The sequence below is a fragment of the Fulvivirga maritima genome, assembly GCF_021389955.1.
GTDB classification, from domain to species: Bacteria; Bacteroidota; Bacteroidia; order Cytophagales; family Cyclobacteriaceae; genus Fulvivirga; species Fulvivirga maritima.
Window position 1 is genome coordinate 1,366,677 of sequence record NZ_CP089980.1, and the last position, 18,580, is coordinate 1,385,256.

The following is an 18,580-nucleotide window of genomic DNA, read 5'->3' on the forward strand; positions in this document are numbered from 1 at the left end:
TTAACGCTGGGTTAAGTAGTGTTAACGAGTGTTAACCAATCCCAAAAAGGGCAATTACTTGCTTATATTTGATTTATGAACCCAACCCGTTTCAGGCTAATAGGAGTAATTATTGTGATCATCATTATACTCACTTCAGTACTGCAGCTCTATTATCTCTATGAAAATTATCAACAAAATAAATTGCGTTTCGAAAATGAAGTGCAACAAATTCTGGATAATAGTGTAGAAGGATATTATGCTGAAATTGCTAAATCAGATATTTTAACTTTCACAGACATTAACGACATCAATCTAGAGCTAGGACGCAAAAGCGATTCTACCGTTAGCAAACAAAAATTTTCAACACGCATTGGGCAAAGTCACCTCTTAAGCAATCAGGCTATGCTCTGGGATCATCCTGACACTGTAATTAACGATGACAGCGTGCATGTATCATATATTCAGATTACTAAAAACTTGTCTGACAGTATCATGATTGATGAAACCAATGCCATCGCTATGTTTAAAGGCCAACATATGGTAGATAGTCTGGAAAAATTGCAATCTTTAACTAGCAAGATCGTCATTTCACTTACAAGAGATACACTGGATTTCCCCATGTTAAATGATCTTTTAAATGAAGAGTTGAAACGAAAGAACCTAAATATTGATTACGCTCTAATTCACACTAACAAAGATTCTGTCACCAACTCTTACAAAACAGAAAACGATCTTCCTCTAGCTTTAAGTACTTTTTCAAAATCCACCTACCTGCCGAACAAGCAGAAGTTAGAAATGAAATTTGAAAATGCACCTTTAGTCATATTAAAAAAAGGCCTTTGGAATATACTTTTCTCAGTGTTATTTGTGATCATCATTAGCGCAACTCTTATCTTCCTTTACAGGACTATTAAATCACAAAAAGAGCTTTCTGAGATAAAAAATGATCTAATCAATAACATTACCCATGAATTTAAAACGCCTATTGCTACAGTATCTACTGCAATAGAGGGCATCCGAAATTTCAATAAAGATAACGATCCCCGGAAAACGGAAAAGTATCTTCAAATATCACATGATCAACTAATTAAATTAAATCTTATGGTGGAAAAGCTTTTGGAAACAGCCACTTTAGACAGTGAAAAATTACTCCTTCACTCAGAGCCTGTAGATCTTGGAGAACTTTTACATCAGGTGGCAGAGAAATTCACCACTTTCAACCCCGAAAAGCAAATTAGTTTAACTCTGAAAAAGCAGGTAACAACGGACATTGACATCTTTCATTTCGAAAATGCGGTATCAAACCTGGTGGATAATGCAATCAAATACGGAGGTAATGAAATACACATCACTCTTGCTGAAACTGAAAAAACCACCATTTTAGTTAAAGACAATGGCGGTAATATCCCTAAAGGACAGCGAAACAAGGTATTTGAAAAATTTTACCGCATACCTAAGGGCAATGTTCATAATGTAAAGGGCTTTGGAATAGGGCTTTATTACACAAGAATTATTATAGAAAAACATGGCGGGCAGATTACCCTGATAGCTAACGACCAAAATACTACTTTCAAAATAGAACTATAATGCAGGAAGAAGTTACAGTACTTTTAGCCGAAGATGAAGCATCTCTAGGCCTCATAGTGAAAGAAAGTATGGAAAGCAGAGGCTTCTTGGTTAAGCTGTGTGAAGATGGCCTGCAAGCTTTAAAAAGCTATAAGACGCAAAAGCTGGATGTCTTGGTGCTGGACGTGATGATGCCACAGAAAGATGGCTTTACAGTAGCTAAAGAAATAAGAAAGATAGATCCGTTTATTCCCATTATTTTTCTCACTGCCAAATCACGAACTGAAGATGTGGTGGAAGGATTTGGTTACGGCGCCAATGATTACATTAAAAAGCCATTTAGCATGGAAGAATTAATTGTGAGAATAAATGCTTTGGTAAAAAGATCAGTTAAACCTGATACAGATGCATGGATCACCTTAGGGAGCTATCAGTTTCACCTAAGTAAGCAAGTGCTGATACATGAAAAAGCTGAAGAAACCCTCACCCATCGTGAGGCGCAGTTGCTCTATCAGCTGATTATACATAAAAACAATCTTACCGAAAGAAGCGTGATCCTCAAAGAACTATGGGGCAATGATGACTTTTTCAATGCTCGAAGTATGGATGTTTTTATTAGTAAGCTTAGAAAGAAGTTACAGTATGATAGTTCTATTCAGATACTGAATGTAAGAGGGTATGGATACAAATTGGTAGTGTAGAAGGATGCGAGCCAAAGGCCCGCACCAGCTAATTTATAATCCTTATTTCAAAGCATAATTAGTATAACCACCATCTACCAATAACTCAGTACCAGAAATAAAGCTTGCCTTATTTGATGCTAAAAACAGTACTGTTTCTGCTATCTCATTAGGAACACCTAATCTCTGTAATGCTACTGTAGATGCTAAATAGTCCTTTGCCTCATCTGTTACTGCTTTCTCAAAGCCTTCTGTTCTAATAGGACCAGGACTAACTATATTTACTCTTATCTGCCTGTCAGACAATTCATTTGCTGCTACTTGAGCAATTTTATTTAAGGCTCCCTTAGTAGCCGCATATATACCAGAACCTACGCTAGAAGTAGAAGCCACAGTTGAAGATGTAAATAATACTGTGGCGCCATTATTTAAATGAGGTAACAACTTTTGTAAAGTGAAGAAACTCCCTTTTACATTGGTATTAAATTGAGCATCAAAGTCCTCTTCCGTCACTTGCTCAATAGGAGTGAACCCGCCTACTCCTGCATTTAAAAATAGAACGTCTAGTTTTTTCCCGCTTTCAGCTACTACCTTTTCTAAAACTTCAATACCTGATAAACTAGAGATATCCGCTACCACTGTATTCAAGTTGTCACTATTAATTCTCTCAGCTGCATTTTGAAGATTTTTCTCACTTCTACCGGTAATAAATACAGTAGCTCCATTTTCAATAAAAGCTTGCGCAGTGGCAAATCCTATACCCGTACTTCCTCCTGTTATTACTACATTTTGTCTGTAAAATCCATTATAAAATAATTTATCGTTCGCTGCAATTCTACAAAACATAAGCAACTTTTGGGGCTACAAAATAGATTATGATGGCTACTTAGATTGGTAAGCTATTAACTCAGAATGCATGTTATAAATAATTACCAAAGAATATTAATAGTGTACAAAATCAAAATAAAGTGCCGCTGAATACGAGCATGAAACTCGCACCAGCGGAACATATTTGATCAATTATTTTCTTGCATAGTTGGTGTAACCACCATCTACCAATAACTCTGTACCCGCTATAAAACTGGCTTTACTTGAAGCTAAAAACAATACTGTTTCTGCTATTTCATTAGGCACACCTAACCGCTGCATGGCTACTGCAGAGGCTAAATAATCTTTTGCTTCTTCAGAAGCTACCGCTCTGTCAAAACCTTCTGTTTTAACTGGCCCGGGACTAACGATATTTAACCTTATTTGTCTATCTACCAACTCATTTGCCGCTACCTGTGCTATTTTATTTAAAGCTCCCTTAGTGGCCGCATATACAGCAGAACCTAGGTTAGAAGCCGTGGCCACGGTAGATGAGGTAAATAGAACTGTGGCTCCATTATTTAAATGAGGCAGCAACTTTTGCAAGGTGAAGAAACTCCCCTTTACATTGGTATTAAATTGAGCATCAAAGTCCTCTTCTGTAACTTGTCCAATAGCGTCAAACACTGCGATTCCTGCATTTAAGAAAAGTACATCTAATTTATTTCCACTCTCCGCTATTACATTCTCCAATACTTCAATTCCTGATAAACTAGAAATATCTGCCACCACAGTTATCAATTGATTACTGTTAATTTCAGCGGCAGCCCTTTTTTAGATTTTCTTCATTTCTACCAGTAATGAACACCTTAGCTCCATTGTCTATAAAAGCCTTTGCCGTGGCATATCCTATACCGGTACTTCCTCCTGTTATTACTACGTTTTTATTTGTAAAATCCATTGTAAAATAATTTATGTTCAATGCAATTCTACAAAACAATAGTTACCTAATTCAATCTTATTACTAAAAGTAACTGTTACATTTGTGTAACCAAGTAACTTGTCATGGTAAATAAAGTGGGTTGAGATTTTGGTTTTGTTCAGTCAGTTAATTATCGGGAAGTAAAGGTAGTGAATAGCAAAATATAAATATAAAGCAATTGCAACCGGAGAAAGGCCTACATCACCTATGAGATATTGAACAATAATTAATTTTTAAATTCAGATATAAAGTCCCTTTGCATAACTAAAAAAGAGTTTGAATGTGATAAAGAATACAACGTCTTAACATCAATTTGTCCAGTTTGATCTAACCCATTAGCCTTTTGATACGCGAGAATCGCTTTTCCAAGAGACTCACTTGGAACAGTATAATTACTAATAACATCTGTATATGTAGCGTTTTCAACACCAAGAGCATCTGCCACATATAATATCACTTTCTTTCTAGCATTTTCTCGAATAGAATCTGAATAAATATCTAAATTATAAACCTCATTTGAAGCTAAAGCTACTTTCCCATAAACTCTCCTTTTTCTTCAGAATCTAATGACTGCAAACTTTCAGAAGGAATTTCTTGCAGAAAATTTGCATTATTCAACGCTATGCTTTTCTCACTAAATTTATAAACTATAATATATTCTTTAATTAAATAACATTTTATTCCTTTCCGTCCATCGTAAGTTTGGGTATCTACAGGTTCAATATCTACTTTATCCATAAATTCGCAGTTTACAGGAATATCTACTTCCCCATTTACAGTATACCCAATAGCCTTTCCATTAAAATAAAGTTTACATTTTACTGCAATATTTTTTGTGTTTACTACTTTAATCTTTTTGACTCCTTGCGCCATCGAAAGCTGCAAAATACTAGTCAATAATATAATGATTGGCACTTTAATCATTTTACCTCTTCTTAAGTAAATAAATGTAATAAATAAGTAATGTTATTATGCTTAATATAAAGACAGTTACATTAATAATCAATTGATATTTTATTGCAATTGTTAAGAAATTCCAATTCATAATACGTACTGCTTGACCTCCTGAGCTTTTCATTATTAATATCCCTTGACCTCTATTCAAGGACCTAAACCTAACAATAAACTCTCCATTGGGCTGAATTTCATCAATTATAAAATCAAAGCATCTTTCAGATATGCTATTTGAATCAATTTCTTTTTGCATTGAATAAGCTGGTGGAATTGCAATCACAATAGGCTCTGAAACCAGACTATCAAGATCACTCGAATCTTTTAAACAGAGATTAAAGTTTAGGGAAGTTAACACAATGGCTGAGGAGAGATTAGTCAATTTGAGGTTAGTTATATCATTTTTTGTTCTAAAACTATACTCAAGTATGGGAGACTGTTTAGAATTTTCTATTATGTTATTTAATGACCATGTCAAAATCCCGATTAAAGCAACAAATAAATATGGTATATTGTCTCGATTTAGCATTATATTGCAATATAATAACAAAATAACAATAGTAAATTTAACATTATTATAACATAATTCATAATTAAATAACCAAATAAGTCAACCTCCTCCAGCACCACTCTAACGGCCCATATTCAAATTTTTTGAACCAGAAGTAGCTCCAGATTAATTGTAACCCCCAGATACAGACTACCACATAAAGGAGTTCATGGCGGGCTAGCTGACCATAGAGGGAAAAGCCATAGCCATAAAATAAAAGTCCGCAGATTATATTTTGGATTATATAGTTAGTTAACGCCATTCTACCAGCTAATGAAAGGGCGGTAAACCACTTGGGCCTGGCCAGTTTCTGATAAAATCCATTGAATACCAATATATAGGCCAACGCCATAATTTCCTTAGGGAAAGCAAAGAGTAACCCTTGCCAAATATTCAGCACAGGCTTATAATACTCAAATGTCCAGTGGTAATACCTCGCGTAATTGATATATAGTGCCAATGCCGTTATAACAGCAGTAATTAGCCAGTAATATTTCACTGACTTGTAATCACTAAAAACATTCAGTTTATAAAGAATAATTCCTATTATCATCAGAATGAGGGTGCGGTAAAGAATTCCCGAATAAAACACTTCCCCTTTAAGTACCTTCACATGCTCGGCATTTGCCTCCACACTTTGCCAATAAGTATCTCTGCCGCTTTCTATTTCATCTGTATTGCCTTCTTTAGGAGATGTGCTTTTCTGCCATTTTTCTATAACCATTTTCTGCTCGTCGGTAGGAGTATCAGCATCTAATGCTTCTAAATACTCCTGATATTGCTGTTGTTTGTTAAGCACGCTATCCACAGCATTATATGACAAAACGGCCACTGGTATGAGCAAGATGAGCACAAGCCTTTTGGCACTAAATACCCTAAATGGAAACAGCAGAAAACCACATATAGCATAATGATAAAGGATATCGCCATTCCAGATAAAATAGGCATGAATTACTCCTATCAGAAATAATAACAATAGCCGGCGCGCATAAATATCGACCGCTTTTAAGCCCAGTCCCTTCTTCTCTAGTCTTTCCAGAAAAATATAAAAACCCACACCAAAAAGAATTGAAAACATACCAAAAAACTTCCCTTGACACAGCAAATACACCCAAAATCGCACAGTATGATCTTGAGCAGACTCAAACCCATAAGCATAAGGGCTCCATTGGTTAGGGTAGCAAAATGACTCTATGTTCATTATCAATATCCCCAGTACCGCTATGCCTCTTAAAAAGTCTAATGATTGAATTCTATTCTTTTGCCTAGTGGCAGCTATTGCGTTTTGCATGTACATGGATTATAACATTTCTTCCAATCTTTTCATTCTTCGCCCGAAATATAGATTGCTAAAATTAATAATCCGAAGTTTTTAGACTTAAACATTTGATAGGAGATGCGCAAAATCCGCTTATTTCAGAATAAGGGGAATATTGTAAGCGGAACTCATGGGAAAGGAGTTTTGGTCTTTGCTAAGCAGATTGGCAAAAATTATGTTTACTATGCCTTTGTTCCAGATCAGGAAGACCTTTATGATAGAGAATCTCCATTGAATAAAAGAAGAAGAATAAAATGGTTCGACAAAGAAGGAGATGTATTCTCTTATAATTCTGATTCAGAAGCCACTCTAAAGTATGGTCAATCTTTTAAAGAAGTTAAAAAGAGCGAGTAGCTGGGCTTGCCCGTGCCGGGCTTTGGTCTATTTTTCCAAAAATAATTATCTCAGCAATTTTGGTATTTTATAAGTTGGTCCTTCAATTATGGCGTTTACACCATCAAGTTTTACTTCATAGTATGATGTCCTTTCCTTTTTAAGGAATGCCTTTTTCTCTTCTACAACTTCAAATATAAGCTCCTTACTATCCTGATAAATTAGCTCGCCGTTATAAGATTTGAAATGGCCCTGCAGCCACTCCACAAATTGTTTAAAATTATCAATTTCCACCACCATAAATCTCACCTTGTTATTACTAAGAGCTGAAACCAGAGCTATAAAGCACGCAACAATAACGTTTATTAACTCAAAAGACCATTGACTAAAATCAAAGTCAAATCTGATCAAATTGTATAAAATCATCCCGACCAGACTAACTAATGAAGTAAGTAGAAAAACTTTAGCACGAACCAACCATGTTTGATCTTTTACAATCATTTTTTCCTAATTCAACAACCTATTCATCAGCAAAAACCTCATAATGAATCACTTTCTCTTCAAACTCAAGCAGGTAATCATCATCTTCAGGATAGTACTTGGCCTTTTCAAAATCTTCTCCGGCAAAATTTTTAATCACTTCCAGATTTTCCCAGTAGGTAATCAATGTATAATGCGCTACATCTCCCTCTATCCTTCTTAGAAAGCTTAGTTTAATAAACCCTTTGGTGCTGCTGTAATCAGGTATGGCACGGGAGTTAGTAAAGGCTGTATACTCTTCGTAATGCTCCGCTTGGGTACGGCCGTGCCATATTCTTGCTATCATCGGCTTTATTATTTAATGCTCCTCACCATCATAGATCCACATTGGCTCAGTTTGCCCGGCGCGTGAAAAGCCTATTTTCTTATAAAAGTCTACCGCCTTACCATCGGCGGTAAGCATTTGCATATGAAATCCTGCATATTTCTCTTGCATCTTATCCATTATCATATGACCTATTCCTTTGCTATGATAATCTGGCAACACCAGCAAATGCGGATAGTATACCACCAAATGGCCGTCAGAAATAGCATTGCCTATGCCTACCAACTTATTTCCTTCCCAGGCTGAAACCAAACTATGAGATTTCATTAGTCCTTTATAAAGTGCTTCAGGTTTATCGGCCGAACTCCATTGATTAGCCCTATACAGAGCCATAATATTTTCGATAGGTATGTCCCGGGTTTCTGAAACTGTAATGTCCATTAGCTATTAAAGAATTCTTTGAATTTAGGGTAAGTAATTATTTTATACAGCAATGTTAATGCTCCCACCACTTTAAATATGACTGCGGAAGTGAGCAATAGATCGGCACTGGCCCAATGCATAATTTTAATTGCTACTGCTATAAAGTCAATACAATATCCGATGGCCAATACTATCAATGCATATTTGGCTTTCATCAATTTATGCTGTTTAGTGAATCTCTAACATTGCTTTCAGACCTGATTGAATCAGCATCACGCATAATATAATCATTTTTTTCTACACCCGCAGGCGTATCCGCTTTAAATAGCTCGGGCAGAAAGATCATAAGAGCGGTAATAACCACCCCAAAGAGTAATAGCCAAAAGGTAGTGCGCTTCAGCGCTTTAGAGCTGCCCATTTCCTGTACCGCTTCGTTTAGCCTACCGAAATCCTGAAAAGCTTCCTTTCTAGGCTTCTTCTCACCATAATCATACGCTTCTAAATATTCATAGCCATAAGGCGTTAGAAAATACACGCCTTCCTCCTCTTCTGTTTCTATCATATCATTAGCCACCAGCTCGCTCACCAAGGGGTCTACCTTCTCCTTTGGCACCTCTCGCTCCTGGCAAAATGTGGCTATGTTTAGAGCCTGTCCTTCAGTATCATAAATGGCTCCCAGTATAACAATATGATCATCAGTGATATTCATATCAACTTTGTATTCAGTTTATATATTAAGATTTTTTAACGTACCAATATTGCTTATTCCTCCGTAAACAATTTATTAGTGTTGTTTGTCATCAATATAGGTATGGATTACCAGTCAAAAACATGCTATTATGGTCAATAAATTTTATTCTTTTAGCCGTTATAGCATAAATACCAAAATGACCTGAAATCCATTTTCTACAATTGATGGTTAAACAATGTTTTTGCAAATTCGTAACTTTCTGCCAAAATGGAAAACTGACATTTGTAAATAGTTTTAAAGAAAATAAAGAATTCCATATTTAACATCAAAACCCAAAAGAATTATGAAAGTCACGTATTACGGACATGCTTGCTTTTCAGTAGAAGTAAAAGGAAAAAACTTATTATTCGATCCTTTTATCACTCCTAATGAAAAGGCCAAAGCAATAGACATCAATGCTATAAAAGCAGATTATATATTAATTAGTCATGGTCATCAGGATCACCTGGCTGATGCAGTGGCTATTGCCAAAAACACAGGAGCAACCGTTGTTTCTAATTTTGAGATAATTACCTGGGCACAAAATCAAGGTGTAGAAAATGTTCACCCTATGAACCATGGTGGCTATGTAGAGTTTGATTTTGGAAAGGTAAAATATGTAAATGCTATTCACTCTAGTTCATTTGCTGATGGCTCTTACGCCGGTAACCCTGGTGGATTTGTAGTAGCTTCTGATGAGAAAAACTTCTACTATGCAGGAGATACTGCCTTAACTATGGACATGAAACTGATCCCTGCCTTTGCTAAGATTGATTTCGCTGTATTGCCTATCGGAAACTGCCTTACTATGGGAGTAGAAGATGCCATTACTGCGGCCGATTTTGTAGAGTGTAATAAAGTGCTAGGTGTACACTATGACACTATGCCTATTATTACTATAGATCACCAAGCATCTATTGATCAATTTAAAGCTAGTGATAAAGAATTAGTATTAATGGAAATAGGTGAGAGCAAAGATTTTTAATTGAATAACCTGACTAAAACCCGGAGCCATTTAGGCAACGGGTTTTCATTTTTTATATGAAACCACACATACAAATCACCTACTGCACCCAATGCCGCTGGCTACTTAGAGCTGCCTGGATAGCCCAGGAACTGCTCACCACCTTTGATACAGACCTGGAGGAAGTAGCGCTAAAACCAGGAACAGGAGGCATTTTTGAAGTAAGACTGCAAGATGAACTCATTTTCTCCAGAAAAGAGGAAGGCAGATTTCCTGAATCTAAAGAACTAAAACAGCTTATCAGAGATCGTATAGACCCTGAAAGGTCACTCGGCCACAGTGACCGATAAAGCCACATTCACACCCCGTGGGTAATTTTTTCCATTAAATTCAAAATTATTCCACTTTAAAACGCAGAAAAAGCCCAGATTCTGCGCATATAGACTCTTTTTCATTGAGGCACGGTGTTAGAAGAATAGTAGGTGAAGTTTATTTTAATCACCTAAAATAACCGTTATGAAAAAGATAGTATTATCACTAACCCTAAGTATATTCTTTATAAGTACATATGCGCAACGAATATATTCTGAGAAATCAACAGGCGCTATAAATGGAAACTATGAAACTTTCGCATTACTAGACCCGCAGCAGTCTGCTGACCCGGGGAGTGCTGAAGCACTAGTGATTGAAAGCGATAACATGCAAAGCGTATGGGTATTTACCAACGAAAATTACCCAGGAGCAGATGTAAAAAACTCCATTAAAACTTCTATTAAGCAAGAGTTTATAGAAAGAGACTATGATTTTAACACTAATAATCCTGACCTTTTAGTATCATTTATGGTATTTGATAAAGAAGGTAAAATAAAAGGTCATTTTAATGACAATACTGCCACTGCAGGTGTTAAAACTCCAGAAACTATAGAATTTGACAAAGGTACTTTACTAATTACCGTTACTGATTATGAATCAGGTAAAACAGTATGGCAAGGATTTGAAAACAATGCGTTTGATAACTCAACCATTACCGAGGCTGATGCTATGAAGGCTGTTACTGATATTTTACAGTCGTTAGATCTTGATAGCCCAGGAACCTTATAATTATCGACAAAAAGAACCTATGAATTATTGAAGAGCTGTCTTTATCCTTAAACGGATGGAGACAGTTTTTTTATTTGCTTGCAGCATAACTCTCTTTACCCATTTCATTATTAGAAAAATACTTTTTCACTAAATCACACCCGTACTTATTTAAATGGCTATAATCCTTAAAGTATTGATAGTCTTTTGAAATCATCAGCCGCTGATCAAGATCCAGTACACCAACCTGTAAACTTTGTTGTATTCCTTCAAACTCATGCTTCACCTTTTCAGGCACATGTGTGTAATAATATTTTGTCAAAGGCATTTTAAGCAAAGTAACTTCGCAGTTGTTAGCCTTCAGTAGTTTCACCAGTTTTATAAGATAAGTCCGCTGTATTTCATCTTGCCGCACATAGTCCGGGTTCTGCCAATGGCGGAAAAGCGTTTCATTAATACTTAAGGTATCTCTAATGTGTGCCGTAGTATTTTCATTGATCAACCCCACACACATTTGTCCAATAAGGTTAGGCAAGGCTCTTGCATTCAAAACACTAAAGTTCTCCTCAGACTGATACATTGGGCTGTCAATTATCAGATCAAACTCTTCTATATGAGAAGCCATACTATTTCTCCAACCAGGAAAAATCTTATCGTTTTCTAACCTGTTTTGGTAGAGGTCTGAAAGGTTATGATAGTTAAATGAAACATAGACTCTTTTACCTTTTAGCTCATTTATGAATTCCTTGGCAAACCGGTATTGCACAAAATAAGGACTGCCCGCTACAGAGTAATTGGCTATTCCCTCACCATTAATAAACTGAGTCTGGCTATCTCCTAAAATAACTAAAGAGGAACTCTTAAGATCCATTTCAAAAGTCTCCCTTAGAAATATAAACAGAGACATATAAAAACATGCCGGCAGCAAAAGGAATAAAAAGATCTGCTTTATAAATTTCTTAACTTCCATATCAAAATTGAAAATACACAAACTCCTGACTGTTGTTTCCGCTGCACCATACTATAACTATCATTACTGAATAATACATTAGCCACCGCCATGGTCTTTTCCAGGTCACGCCTATCCTCTCAAAAGCAAACTGATGCTCCTTGCTGATCCACTCTACCACCAAAAAGCCTATTAGAAGCACCATCAGCGCTACCACTCTCATAGAGAATAAAAAACTAGGAAAATCTATAAACGGAGCCATTACTATTCTGTTCAAGTAATCGCACGCCATAGTAAGGCTTTCTGCCCTAAAAAACACCCAGGCCAACATGGTTAGCGAAAAAGTAGATGCTATTTGCACCGCTTTTCGCAGGTTGCTTCCTTCGCCTTGAGCGTACTCCTTGCCACCCAATAAAAGAGGCAAATAAAAGAGCGCATGCAGCGCTCCCCACATAATAAAAGTCCAGTTAGCACCATGCCAGAGCCCGCTAACTACAAACACTATAAATACATTCCTGATCTTAAACCAGGTACTCCCTCTATTGCCACCAAGCGGAATGTACAGATAATCTCTAAACCAGGTGGACAGCGAAATGTGCCATCTTCTCCAAAATTCGGCTATATTTTTAGAGAAATACGGGTATGAGAAATTTTGCATAATTTCAAATCCAAAAAGCCGGGCCACTCCCCTGGCAATGTCTGAATAACCAGAAAAATCACAGTATATCTGAAAGGTAAAGCATATAGCACCAAAGAGCAGTTCACTGCCTGCCATGCCTTTATAATTACCAAACACCTGATTCGCAAATAAGGCACAACTGTCAGCAATTACCACCTTTTTAAAAAGCCCCCACAACATTAACTTTAAGGCCTCTATTGATTTCTCTCTTTCAAAAACACGAGGCTTATAAAACTGTGGCAGCAAATTAGACGCCCTCTCTATAGGCCCCGCTACCAGCTGAGGAAAAAAGCTAACAAACGCAGCAAAAGCAATAAAATCAGTAGTAGGCTGCAGCTTTCTTTTATACACATCTATAGAATAACTCAGCGTCTGCAAAGTGTAAAAGCTAATACCTACGGGTAATATAATATTAAGTGAAGAAGAATGAATATCTGCTCCTAAAAGAGTAAATGACGAAACGAAGCCAGAAACAAAGAAATTGAAGTACTTAAAAAAACCTAAGATACCCAGGTTAATCAATAGACTAGTCCATAGTAACATTTTCCTTTTTATAGGCGTATCTGTACGCCCAAGGCTCATACCTACCCAGTAATCTACTACGGTACTGGAGAAGATAAGAATCAGGAAGCGCCAATCCCACCATCCATAAAAAATGTAACTAGCCGCGACAACGAAAAGGTTTTGAAGCCTTAAGTGCTTTTGAAAAGCCAACCAATAAAAGAAAAACACTACAGGCAGGAAAACCGCAAAATCAATAGAATTAAACAGCATCTGCAAAATAGGGTAAACAGCCTCTCTATTTCCTTAAGCAAATAAGAAAAGCCTCTTCATTCTCAATACTCATATATCCTGTTACCTCCACTTTTGTATCCTTTAATTGTTACTTTTTTTCATACAACCACTAAGTAATCAATTATTCCCGAGCTAACTCTCTATTTTTTAGCGCTTTTACTAAAAAAGCTATTGCCCCTCAGGCATAAAAAAAAGCCTGAGATAACTCAGGCTTCTGATATTTATTTAATAACGCTTCGGTTATGCTTTCATTCTTTTACCAAAGATTGCTATAGCAAATACTTTACCTTCCACATCTCTAAGAGGGCTATAAACGGTAAGATACATCATTTCCTCTCCTTCTATTTTAAACTTATCTGTCACTTCAAATTTCTCCCCTTTAAAAGCACGGTCATAATGTTTTTTATGAGCGTCTTTTAAATCATCAGAAATAAGTTCAAATATATCCAGCCCTTTAGTTACTTCTATTCCAGAGCCTTTAAATGAATTATAAAGAGCATCATTAAAGCTTAGCAATTGGTAATTTTTATCAATCGCCATAATGCTGTCATCAGTAGAGTCGATCATATCCTGAAGGAACTTCTCCTGACGTTGGGCTTCATCCATAATACGTTGCATCTCCTCTTGCGTGGCAGATAACTCCTCCATATTCTGACGAAGCTCCTCTTCCTGTGCCTTCATCTCCTCTGTTTGCTGCTGAGTTTCTTCTAACAAGTTTTCAGCCTCTCTTCTGGACAGTTCCTGCTCGGTGATATCTTTTCCGAATACAGCCGCTGCCGTTACTTTTCCATTTTCATCTTTAAGAGGATTATAGGTAGTAAGGAAGAAATGATCTTTACCATTTAATATAAATGAATCTGTTACTTCAAACTTCTCACCCGAAAGTACCCTGTCATAATGAGCCTTGTGAGCATCATGTAATTTTTCATCTATCAGATCAAATATAGACATGCCCGCCTTCAGCTCCAGTCCTGATTTTTTATAGTTGTTTTGTATGGACTGATTAAAGTTAAGCAGCTTATATTTAGTGTCTATTGTAAGGATGGTATCATCAGTAGAATTCATGATATCATGAACAAACTTCTCCTTACGGTTAGACTCATCCATTAGTCGTTGCATTTCCTCCTGAGTAGCAGAAAGCTCTTCCATATTTTGAAGCATCTCTTCCTCTTGCGCCTTCATCATTTCTGCCTGCTCCTGCGTTTCTGCCAATAGTTTCTCTACATTACGCTTAGCAAGTTCCTGCTCAGTTACATCTTTGAAAAACACTGATAGACCTATTACCTCTCCACTCTCATTTTTCAAAGGGTTATAACTGGCATCACTTATAGCCTCTTTTCCTCCGACAGTATTAGATTCTATTTCTTTGAAATATTCACCTTTCAAAGCTCTGTCCCACTGAGCTCTAAGATGCTCAGCATCCATACCTGCCTGGCGAGAGAGCTCATATATGTTATCCCCAATCTTAGGTTCAACATTAGTACCCTTCCAAAAACCAACAAAAGCATGGTTAAAGTTGAGCAACTCATAATTTCTATTAAGCGCAAAAATGGAATCTTGTGTAGAATTAATAATTCCATTCATAAAGCGTTCTTTCTCTTCTACCTCATTCATAGCACGCTGCATACCCTCTTGCGTAGCAGAAAGCTCCTCAAGGTTTTGGCGCATTTCCTCTTCCTGTGAACGCATTTTCTCAGTCTGATACTGAGTTTCTTCCAGTAGTTTTTTTAGTAGTTTCATTGGTTTTAGTATTAGACACCATTGAAGCTACTACCTCAGTTATTTTTTCTATAAACTCTATTTGGTAAGACTCAAAAGTTTTGAATGAAGCAATCTCTATTATACCATAAGTGAGTCCATTTAATTTTAAAGGGGCTATAAGAACGCTTTTAGGTAAAGCTTCGCCCAGACCAGAAGTAATATTTACATAAGACTCCGGCACTTCCTTCAAATGAATAATTTGTCCCTCTTGCCAACACTGCCCGGCCAATCCTTGTCCTTTACCAATCCTTTTCTCTATAAACTTCTTCCTTCCGTAGGCATACATGGCCTTCATTTCCATGTATTCATCAGTTTCTGCATCTTCAGTAATAAAAATACAGCCCTGATTAGCTCCCAAATATTTAATAATATAAGAGATAAGATCATTTGAAAGCTTAGTTAAATCATCATTCAAACGTAAAACTTCATTTACCTCTGCCAAGCCTACGTTTACCCAACTTCTTTTCTCTTCTTCTTCCTTATTTTTTTGAAACTGATCTTTTAACTCTATTAGTGAAGATGATAATTGATCTTCCTTATCTACTTCAGTCAGGTTTTCAAACTCTCCCCTGGCTATAGAGCTCACATATTCACTAAATAATTTGGTTCTTTTATGCTCCTTATCATTAAGGACTTTCATCTCGTCATAAATACCTTTGTGCTCACGGTCATACTTAATAAGCACAAAAATAGCCACACCCCATACCAGCGTAAAGCCAGTGAATAGAACAGAAGCCCATAAATAATAATCGCTGGTTCTGCCATCAAGATCGGCTTTTACCTTAGCCTGCAATTTTTGTATGATAGCATTATTGCCTTTGCATAACTCTAACACCTTCACTACAGGTATCTGATGACCACTTTTCATTGCTGTAAGAAGCTCTTCCAGCGAATTACTCTGTGTTAACAAAACCTCCCACTGAGCTGCTCCGCTTTCGGCAAAATAGTCACTTTCACTTTTTTTCACGGCAGTAATGTCTTCTATCATGGTTTTCACCGCCTGATCTGCATTAGTATACGAATTCTCGCTACCGCTTAAGGATATTAATAGTTGAGTATTTTCTTGCTCTATCTTTTCCATGGATTCCAGAAAAGCAAGAGCTTCTTGGTTATAAGTTCGGTACTTATAATTAAAAGTAAAAAAGCCAATAAGGATTACTACCGAGAGCACCCCCATAGTGATAATAAAGGAAAAACTTTTGTCAGTAAACATGTTTAAACTATGAGCTAAAAATATAAGTTTAGATTATTAAAAAGCAGGACAATCCTGACCTAATAGGCAATATATATATAGGTAATCTACCTTTGGTAATCCTTTAGGCATTATTTTCAGCCTAAATAATCTGATTTAGTACATTAAAATTAATGATTATTTTTCTCTTAAATTGAACAAACAGAGACCTATTAGCCTATTCAACTCAGAAAGAAAGAATGAAAAATCGAAGGTTGGAACAAAAATCAATTCATGTAATAATGAGCCTCTATTTATATTTAATCAACAAATAAATATTTTATTCAATGCTGAGTATCTCAATTTAGGATTTAATAAGAATCATTTTTTGATTATAGAAGTCTCATTTTCATACCACAATTTAATTGATACTCCGTAAAACCTATCTTGAAAAAATTAATATTTCGTTAACACTTGACCTCTCTATTTATACATGTCAGGCGTAACTATGATCTCCATTACATGATTTCCTTTGTAATCAAAATATTGGTAATTAAGTGTAATGTCATTTTTTTCTAAAAAACTCCATATCAGAGCTACTTTTAGCATTATTAATGATATTCGGACGAATGTATTTAGTTACCGTATCTACATTGACCTCTTCTTTTTCAACACCTACAAAAGTATAATAGTAAATAAACTCACTTTTACCTCTTGAGCCAGCACTATCCAATCGGGTAAAATCATCTACTAACATGAGTGCCTTTTCATTAATCTCTTTTACACCCTGAGCCAATTGCTTTTCTAAATCAGGCTGCATAAAATACTTTACAGCAAAAAACATAATTGAGAAACCCGCCACGGCTCCGATAATACTTACTATAGACTTATTACTTTTTTGTGTTTCCGCCATGTTATTGGTGCTCCGGTACTAACCGCATTTCAATTCAAATAATTATACAAATCTAATAAATAATTTAGATCACAAGCACAAAAAAAGGCTGCTGCGAAAAAACGCAACAGCCTTTAAAGTTTATATTTTTAATCTTACTTCAACATTTTCAGCAATGTATAAAGCTTAGATTTTAAGTTTCTTCTATCTACAATAAAATCAAGGAAACCATGATCCAGCACAAATTCTGCACTTTGGAATCCTTTAGGTAAATCTTTACCAATGGTTTCTCTGATTACCCTTGGTCCGGCAAAACCGATAAGTGCTCCTGGCTCAGAAATATTAAAATCTCCCAGCATAGCATAAGAAGCGGTAACACCTCCGGTAGTAGGGTCAGTCAGTAATGAAATATAAGGTATTTTAGCTTCACTGAGTAGTGCCAGCTTGGCAGATGTTTTGGCCATTTGCATAAGAGAAAGTCCTGCTTCCATCATTCTGGCACCTCCTGACTTTGATATCATCAGAAATGGCTTTTTGTTTTGTATAGAATGATCAATAGCTCTGGCTATTTTTTCTCCCACTACAGATCCCATAGATCCACCTATGAAATTAAAATCCATACAGGCAATGGTAAGATCAAGGCCATTTATTTTACCATAAGCAGTTCTTACGGCATCTTTAAGACCTGATTTAGCCTGAGAAGCTTTAATTCTTTCAGGGTATGGCTTACTGTCTTTAAACTTTAAAGGATCAGCAGACTCCATATTCTCATCCAGCTCAGTAAATTCATTCTCATCAAAGAGAATTTCGAAATACTCTTTAGAGCCAATTCTCACATGATAACCGTCTTCAGGACTCACGTAAGCATTATTTTTAAGCTCTCTGGTATGAATGATTTTTCCACTCGGAGTTTTAAACCAAAGTCCATCAGGAGCCTCTTTTTTGGCCTCAGTAGGGGTCTGTATCCCTTTATCTTTTCGTTTGAACCAACTCATGTTATCCATATATATTGATTGATCGGTGATCAATTATTGTCAAATTTATTCTTGCAAATATCTACCTTCTCGTTCATCTTTCAAAAATTACCTATAAGAATGTGACCAACCTAAATAATTTAGTTTATTTGCAATGCATAGTTATATGCGTAGTAAAAGCTTTTAAT

23 protein-coding genes are annotated in these 18,580 nt (G+C 36.2%); 6 read left to right on the plus strand and 17 right to left on the minus strand.

Annotated elements, in window-relative coordinates:
* Positions 1-75 precede the first annotated feature (75 nt).
* On the plus strand, positions 76-1,569 hold the full coding sequence (locus LVD15_RS05660) for a sensor histidine kinase (protein WP_233779331.1): 1,494 nt from the start codon (positions 76-78) through the stop codon (positions 1,567-1,569).
* Entirely contained in the window at positions 1,569-2,249 is a 681-nt protein-coding gene (locus LVD15_RS05665) for a response regulator transcription factor (RefSeq protein ID WP_233779332.1), read from the plus strand. The genes LVD15_RS05660 and LVD15_RS05665 overlap by 1 nt, the downstream gene beginning before the upstream one ends.
* Positions 2,250-2,291: 42 nt before the next feature.
* Here the strand turns inward: LVD15_RS05665 and LVD15_RS05670 are convergent, their stop codons facing one another.
* The 6 genes from LVD15_RS05670 to LVD15_RS05690 all read right to left on the minus strand — a co-directional run bounded on the left by LVD15_RS05670 (position 2,292) and on the right by LVD15_RS05690 (position 6,809).
* Positions 2,292-3,074: an SDR family oxidoreductase gene (locus LVD15_RS05670; protein ID WP_233779333.1), complete on the minus strand. Its 783-nt coding sequence runs from the start codon at positions 3,072-3,074 to the stop codon at positions 2,292-2,294.
* 174 nt (positions 3,075-3,248) lie between these two features.
* Positions 3,249-3,827, minus strand: a complete 579-nt coding sequence (locus LVD15_RS05675; RefSeq protein ID WP_255763406.1) for an SDR family oxidoreductase — start codon at positions 3,825-3,827, stop codon at positions 3,249-3,251.
* A gap of 25 nt (positions 3,828-3,852) precedes the next feature.
* Complete coding sequence (locus LVD15_RS26820; protein WP_255763386.1) at positions 3,853-3,996, minus strand: SDR family NAD(P)-dependent oxidoreductase; 144 nt, start codon at positions 3,994-3,996, stop codon at positions 3,853-3,855.
* A gap of 549 nt (positions 3,997-4,545) precedes the next feature.
* A complete protein-coding gene (locus LVD15_RS05680; RefSeq protein ID WP_233779334.1) occupies positions 4,546-4,941 on the minus strand; it encodes a hypothetical protein in 396 nt (131 codons plus the stop codon).
* Position 4,942: 1 nt separating this feature from the next.
* Positions 4,943-5,497: a hypothetical protein gene (locus LVD15_RS05685; RefSeq protein ID WP_233779335.1), complete on the minus strand. Its 555-nt coding sequence runs from the start codon at positions 5,495-5,497 to the stop codon at positions 4,943-4,945.
* Positions 5,498-5,561: 64 nt separating this feature from the next.
* Complete coding sequence (locus LVD15_RS05690; protein WP_233779336.1) at positions 5,562-6,809, minus strand: DUF418 domain-containing protein; 1,248 nt, start codon at positions 6,807-6,809, stop codon at positions 5,562-5,564.
* Positions 6,810-6,914: 105 nt separating this feature from the next.
* On the opposite strand from LVD15_RS05690, the gene LVD15_RS05695 reads away from it, so the two are divergent.
* A complete protein-coding gene (locus LVD15_RS05695; RefSeq protein ID WP_233779337.1) occupies positions 6,915-7,190 on the plus strand; it encodes a PH domain-containing protein in 276 nt (91 codons plus the stop codon).
* 45 nt (positions 7,191-7,235) lie between these two features.
* On the opposite strand, the gene LVD15_RS05700 is transcribed toward LVD15_RS05695, so the two are convergent.
* The 5 genes from LVD15_RS05700 to LVD15_RS05720 are packed head-to-tail and all read right to left on the minus strand — an operon-like array spanning position 7,236 to position 9,106.
* Positions 7,236-7,670, minus strand: a complete 435-nt coding sequence (locus LVD15_RS05700) for a hypothetical protein (RefSeq protein WP_233779338.1) — start codon at positions 7,668-7,670, stop codon at positions 7,236-7,238.
* Between the two features lie 19 nt (positions 7,671-7,689).
* On the minus strand, positions 7,690-7,995 hold the full coding sequence (locus LVD15_RS05705; protein WP_233779339.1) for an antibiotic biosynthesis monooxygenase family protein: 306 nt from the start codon (positions 7,993-7,995) through the stop codon (positions 7,690-7,692).
* A 12-nt stretch (positions 7,996-8,007) separates the two neighbouring features.
* Entirely contained in the window at positions 8,008-8,415 is a 408-nt protein-coding gene (locus LVD15_RS05710) for a GNAT family N-acetyltransferase (protein WP_233779340.1), read from the minus strand.
* Positions 8,415-8,612 (minus strand): hypothetical protein, encoded by a 198-nt coding sequence (locus tag LVD15_RS05715; protein WP_233779341.1) that lies wholly within the window; start codon positions 8,610-8,612, stop codon positions 8,415-8,417. Before LVD15_RS05715 ends, LVD15_RS05710 begins: the two co-directional genes overlap by 1 nt.
* Positions 8,612-9,106: a hypothetical protein gene (locus LVD15_RS05720; protein ID WP_233779342.1), complete on the minus strand. Its 495-nt coding sequence runs from the start codon at positions 9,104-9,106 to the stop codon at positions 8,612-8,614. Before LVD15_RS05720 ends, LVD15_RS05715 begins: the two co-directional genes overlap by 1 nt.
* Before the next feature lie 325 nt (positions 9,107-9,431).
* Here LVD15_RS05720 and LVD15_RS05725 point away from each other — a divergent pair, with 325 nt between their 5' ends.
* From LVD15_RS05725 to LVD15_RS05735, 3 genes are all read left to right on the plus strand, one after another.
* Positions 9,432-10,112, plus strand: a complete 681-nt coding sequence (locus LVD15_RS05725; protein ID WP_233779343.1) for a metal-dependent hydrolase — start codon at positions 9,432-9,434, stop codon at positions 10,110-10,112.
* Between the two features lie 56 nt (positions 10,113-10,168).
* Positions 10,169-10,441, plus strand: a complete 273-nt coding sequence (locus LVD15_RS05730) for an Rdx family protein (RefSeq protein ID WP_233779344.1) — start codon at positions 10,169-10,171, stop codon at positions 10,439-10,441.
* A 166-nt stretch (positions 10,442-10,607) separates the two neighbouring features.
* A complete protein-coding gene (locus tag LVD15_RS05735) occupies positions 10,608-11,192 on the plus strand; it encodes a DUF4136 domain-containing protein (RefSeq protein ID WP_233779345.1) in 585 nt (194 codons plus the stop codon).
* A 70-nt stretch (positions 11,193-11,262) separates the two neighbouring features.
* Here the strand turns inward: LVD15_RS05735 and LVD15_RS05740 are convergent, their stop codons facing one another.
* The 6 genes from LVD15_RS05740 to accD form a co-directional block, all read right to left on the minus strand.
* Positions 11,263-12,141 (minus strand): hypothetical protein, encoded by an 879-nt coding sequence (locus LVD15_RS05740; protein WP_233779346.1) that lies wholly within the window; start codon positions 12,139-12,141, stop codon positions 11,263-11,265.
* A gap of 1 nt (position 12,142) precedes the next feature.
* Positions 12,143-13,573: an MBOAT family O-acyltransferase gene (locus tag LVD15_RS05745; RefSeq protein WP_233779347.1), complete on the minus strand. Its 1,431-nt coding sequence runs from the start codon at positions 13,571-13,573 to the stop codon at positions 12,143-12,145.
* 261 nt (positions 13,574-13,834) lie between these two features.
* Positions 13,835-15,334 carry a PAS domain-containing protein gene (locus LVD15_RS05750; RefSeq protein WP_233779348.1) on the minus strand — a complete coding sequence of 500 codons (1,500 nt, stop codon included), beginning with the start codon at positions 15,332-15,334 and terminating at the stop codon, positions 13,835-13,837.
* Positions 15,288-16,568 (minus strand): GAF domain-containing protein, encoded by a 1,281-nt coding sequence (locus tag LVD15_RS05755; protein WP_233779349.1) that lies wholly within the window; start codon positions 16,566-16,568, stop codon positions 15,288-15,290. Before LVD15_RS05755 ends, LVD15_RS05750 begins: the two co-directional genes overlap by 47 nt.
* Before the next feature lie 523 nt (positions 16,569-17,091).
* Positions 17,092-17,439, minus strand: a complete 348-nt coding sequence (locus LVD15_RS05760) for a hypothetical protein (RefSeq protein ID WP_233779350.1) — start codon at positions 17,437-17,439, stop codon at positions 17,092-17,094.
* 134 nt (positions 17,440-17,573) lie between these two features.
* Positions 17,574-18,413, minus strand: a complete 840-nt coding sequence (accD, locus tag LVD15_RS05765) for an acetyl-CoA carboxylase, carboxyltransferase subunit beta (protein WP_233779351.1) — start codon at positions 18,411-18,413, stop codon at positions 17,574-17,576.
* Between the last annotated feature and the right edge of the window lie 167 nt (positions 18,414-18,580).

Bases quoted from the DNA above. Each gene is read 5' to 3' on its own strand.
- LVD15_RS05680 (WP_233779334.1), bottom strand. From the start codon at position 4,941: ATGATTAAAGTGCCAATCATTATATTATTGACTAGTATTTTGCAGCTT.
- LVD15_RS05685 (WP_233779335.1), bottom strand. From the start codon at position 5,497: ATGCTAAATCGAGACAATATACCATATTTATTTGTTGCTTTAATCGGG.
- LVD15_RS05750 (WP_233779348.1), bottom strand. From the start codon at position 15,334: ATGAAACTACTAAAAAAACTACTGGAAGAAACTCAGTATCAGACTGAG.
- LVD15_RS05745 (WP_233779347.1), bottom strand. From the start codon at position 13,573: ATGCTGTTTAATTCTATTGATTTTGCGGTTTTCCTGCCTGTAGTGTTT.
- LVD15_RS05725 (WP_233779343.1), top strand. From the start codon at position 9,432: ATGAAAGTCACGTATTACGGACATGCTTGCTTTTCAGTAGAAGTAAAA.
- LVD15_RS05710 (WP_233779340.1), bottom strand. From the start codon at position 8,415: ATGGACATTACAGTTTCAGAAACCCGGGACATACCTATCGAAAATATT.
- LVD15_RS05695 (WP_233779337.1), top strand. From the start codon at position 6,915: ATGCGCAAAATCCGCTTATTTCAGAATAAGGGGAATATTGTAAGCGGA.
- LVD15_RS05690 (WP_233779336.1), bottom strand. From the start codon at position 6,809: ATGCAAAACGCAATAGCTGCCACTAGGCAAAAGAATAGAATTCAATCA.
- LVD15_RS05705 (WP_233779339.1), bottom strand. From the start codon at position 7,995: ATGATAGCAAGAATATGGCACGGCCGTACCCAAGCGGAGCATTACGAA.
- LVD15_RS05740 (WP_233779346.1), bottom strand. From the start codon at position 12,141: ATGGAAGTTAAGAAATTTATAAAGCAGATCTTTTTATTCCTTTTGCTG.
- LVD15_RS26820 (WP_255763386.1), bottom strand. From the start codon at position 3,996: ATGGATTTTACAAATAAAAACGTAGTAATAACAGGAGGAAGTACCGGT.
- LVD15_RS05660 (WP_233779331.1), top strand. From the start codon at position 76: ATGAACCCAACCCGTTTCAGGCTAATAGGAGTAATTATTGTGATCATC.
- LVD15_RS05670 (WP_233779333.1), bottom strand. From the start codon at position 3,074: ATGTTTTGTAGAATTGCAGCGAACGATAAATTATTTTATAATGGATTT.
- LVD15_RS05755 (WP_233779349.1), bottom strand. From the start codon at position 16,568: ATGTTTACTGACAAAAGTTTTTCCTTTATTATCACTATGGGGGTGCTC.
- LVD15_RS05760 (WP_233779350.1), bottom strand. From the start codon at position 17,439: ATGGCGGAAACACAAAAAAGTAATAAGTCTATAGTAAGTATTATCGGA.
- LVD15_RS05700 (WP_233779338.1), bottom strand. From the start codon at position 7,670: ATGATTGTAAAAGATCAAACATGGTTGGTTCGTGCTAAAGTTTTTCTA.
- LVD15_RS05665 (WP_233779332.1), top strand. From the start codon at position 1,569: ATGCAGGAAGAAGTTACAGTACTTTTAGCCGAAGATGAAGCATCTCTA.
- LVD15_RS05715 (WP_233779341.1), bottom strand. From the start codon at position 8,612: ATGAAAGCCAAATATGCATTGATAGTATTGGCCATCGGATATTGTATT.
- LVD15_RS05730 (WP_233779344.1), top strand. From the start codon at position 10,169: ATGAAACCACACATACAAATCACCTACTGCACCCAATGCCGCTGGCTA.
- LVD15_RS05720 (WP_233779342.1), bottom strand. From the start codon at position 9,106: ATGAATATCACTGATGATCATATTGTTATACTGGGAGCCATTTATGAT.
- accD (WP_233779351.1), bottom strand. From the start codon at position 18,413: ATGAGTTGGTTCAAACGAAAAGATAAAGGGATACAGACCCCTACTGAG.
- LVD15_RS05735 (WP_233779345.1), top strand. From the start codon at position 10,608: ATGAAAAAGATAGTATTATCACTAACCCTAAGTATATTCTTTATAAGT.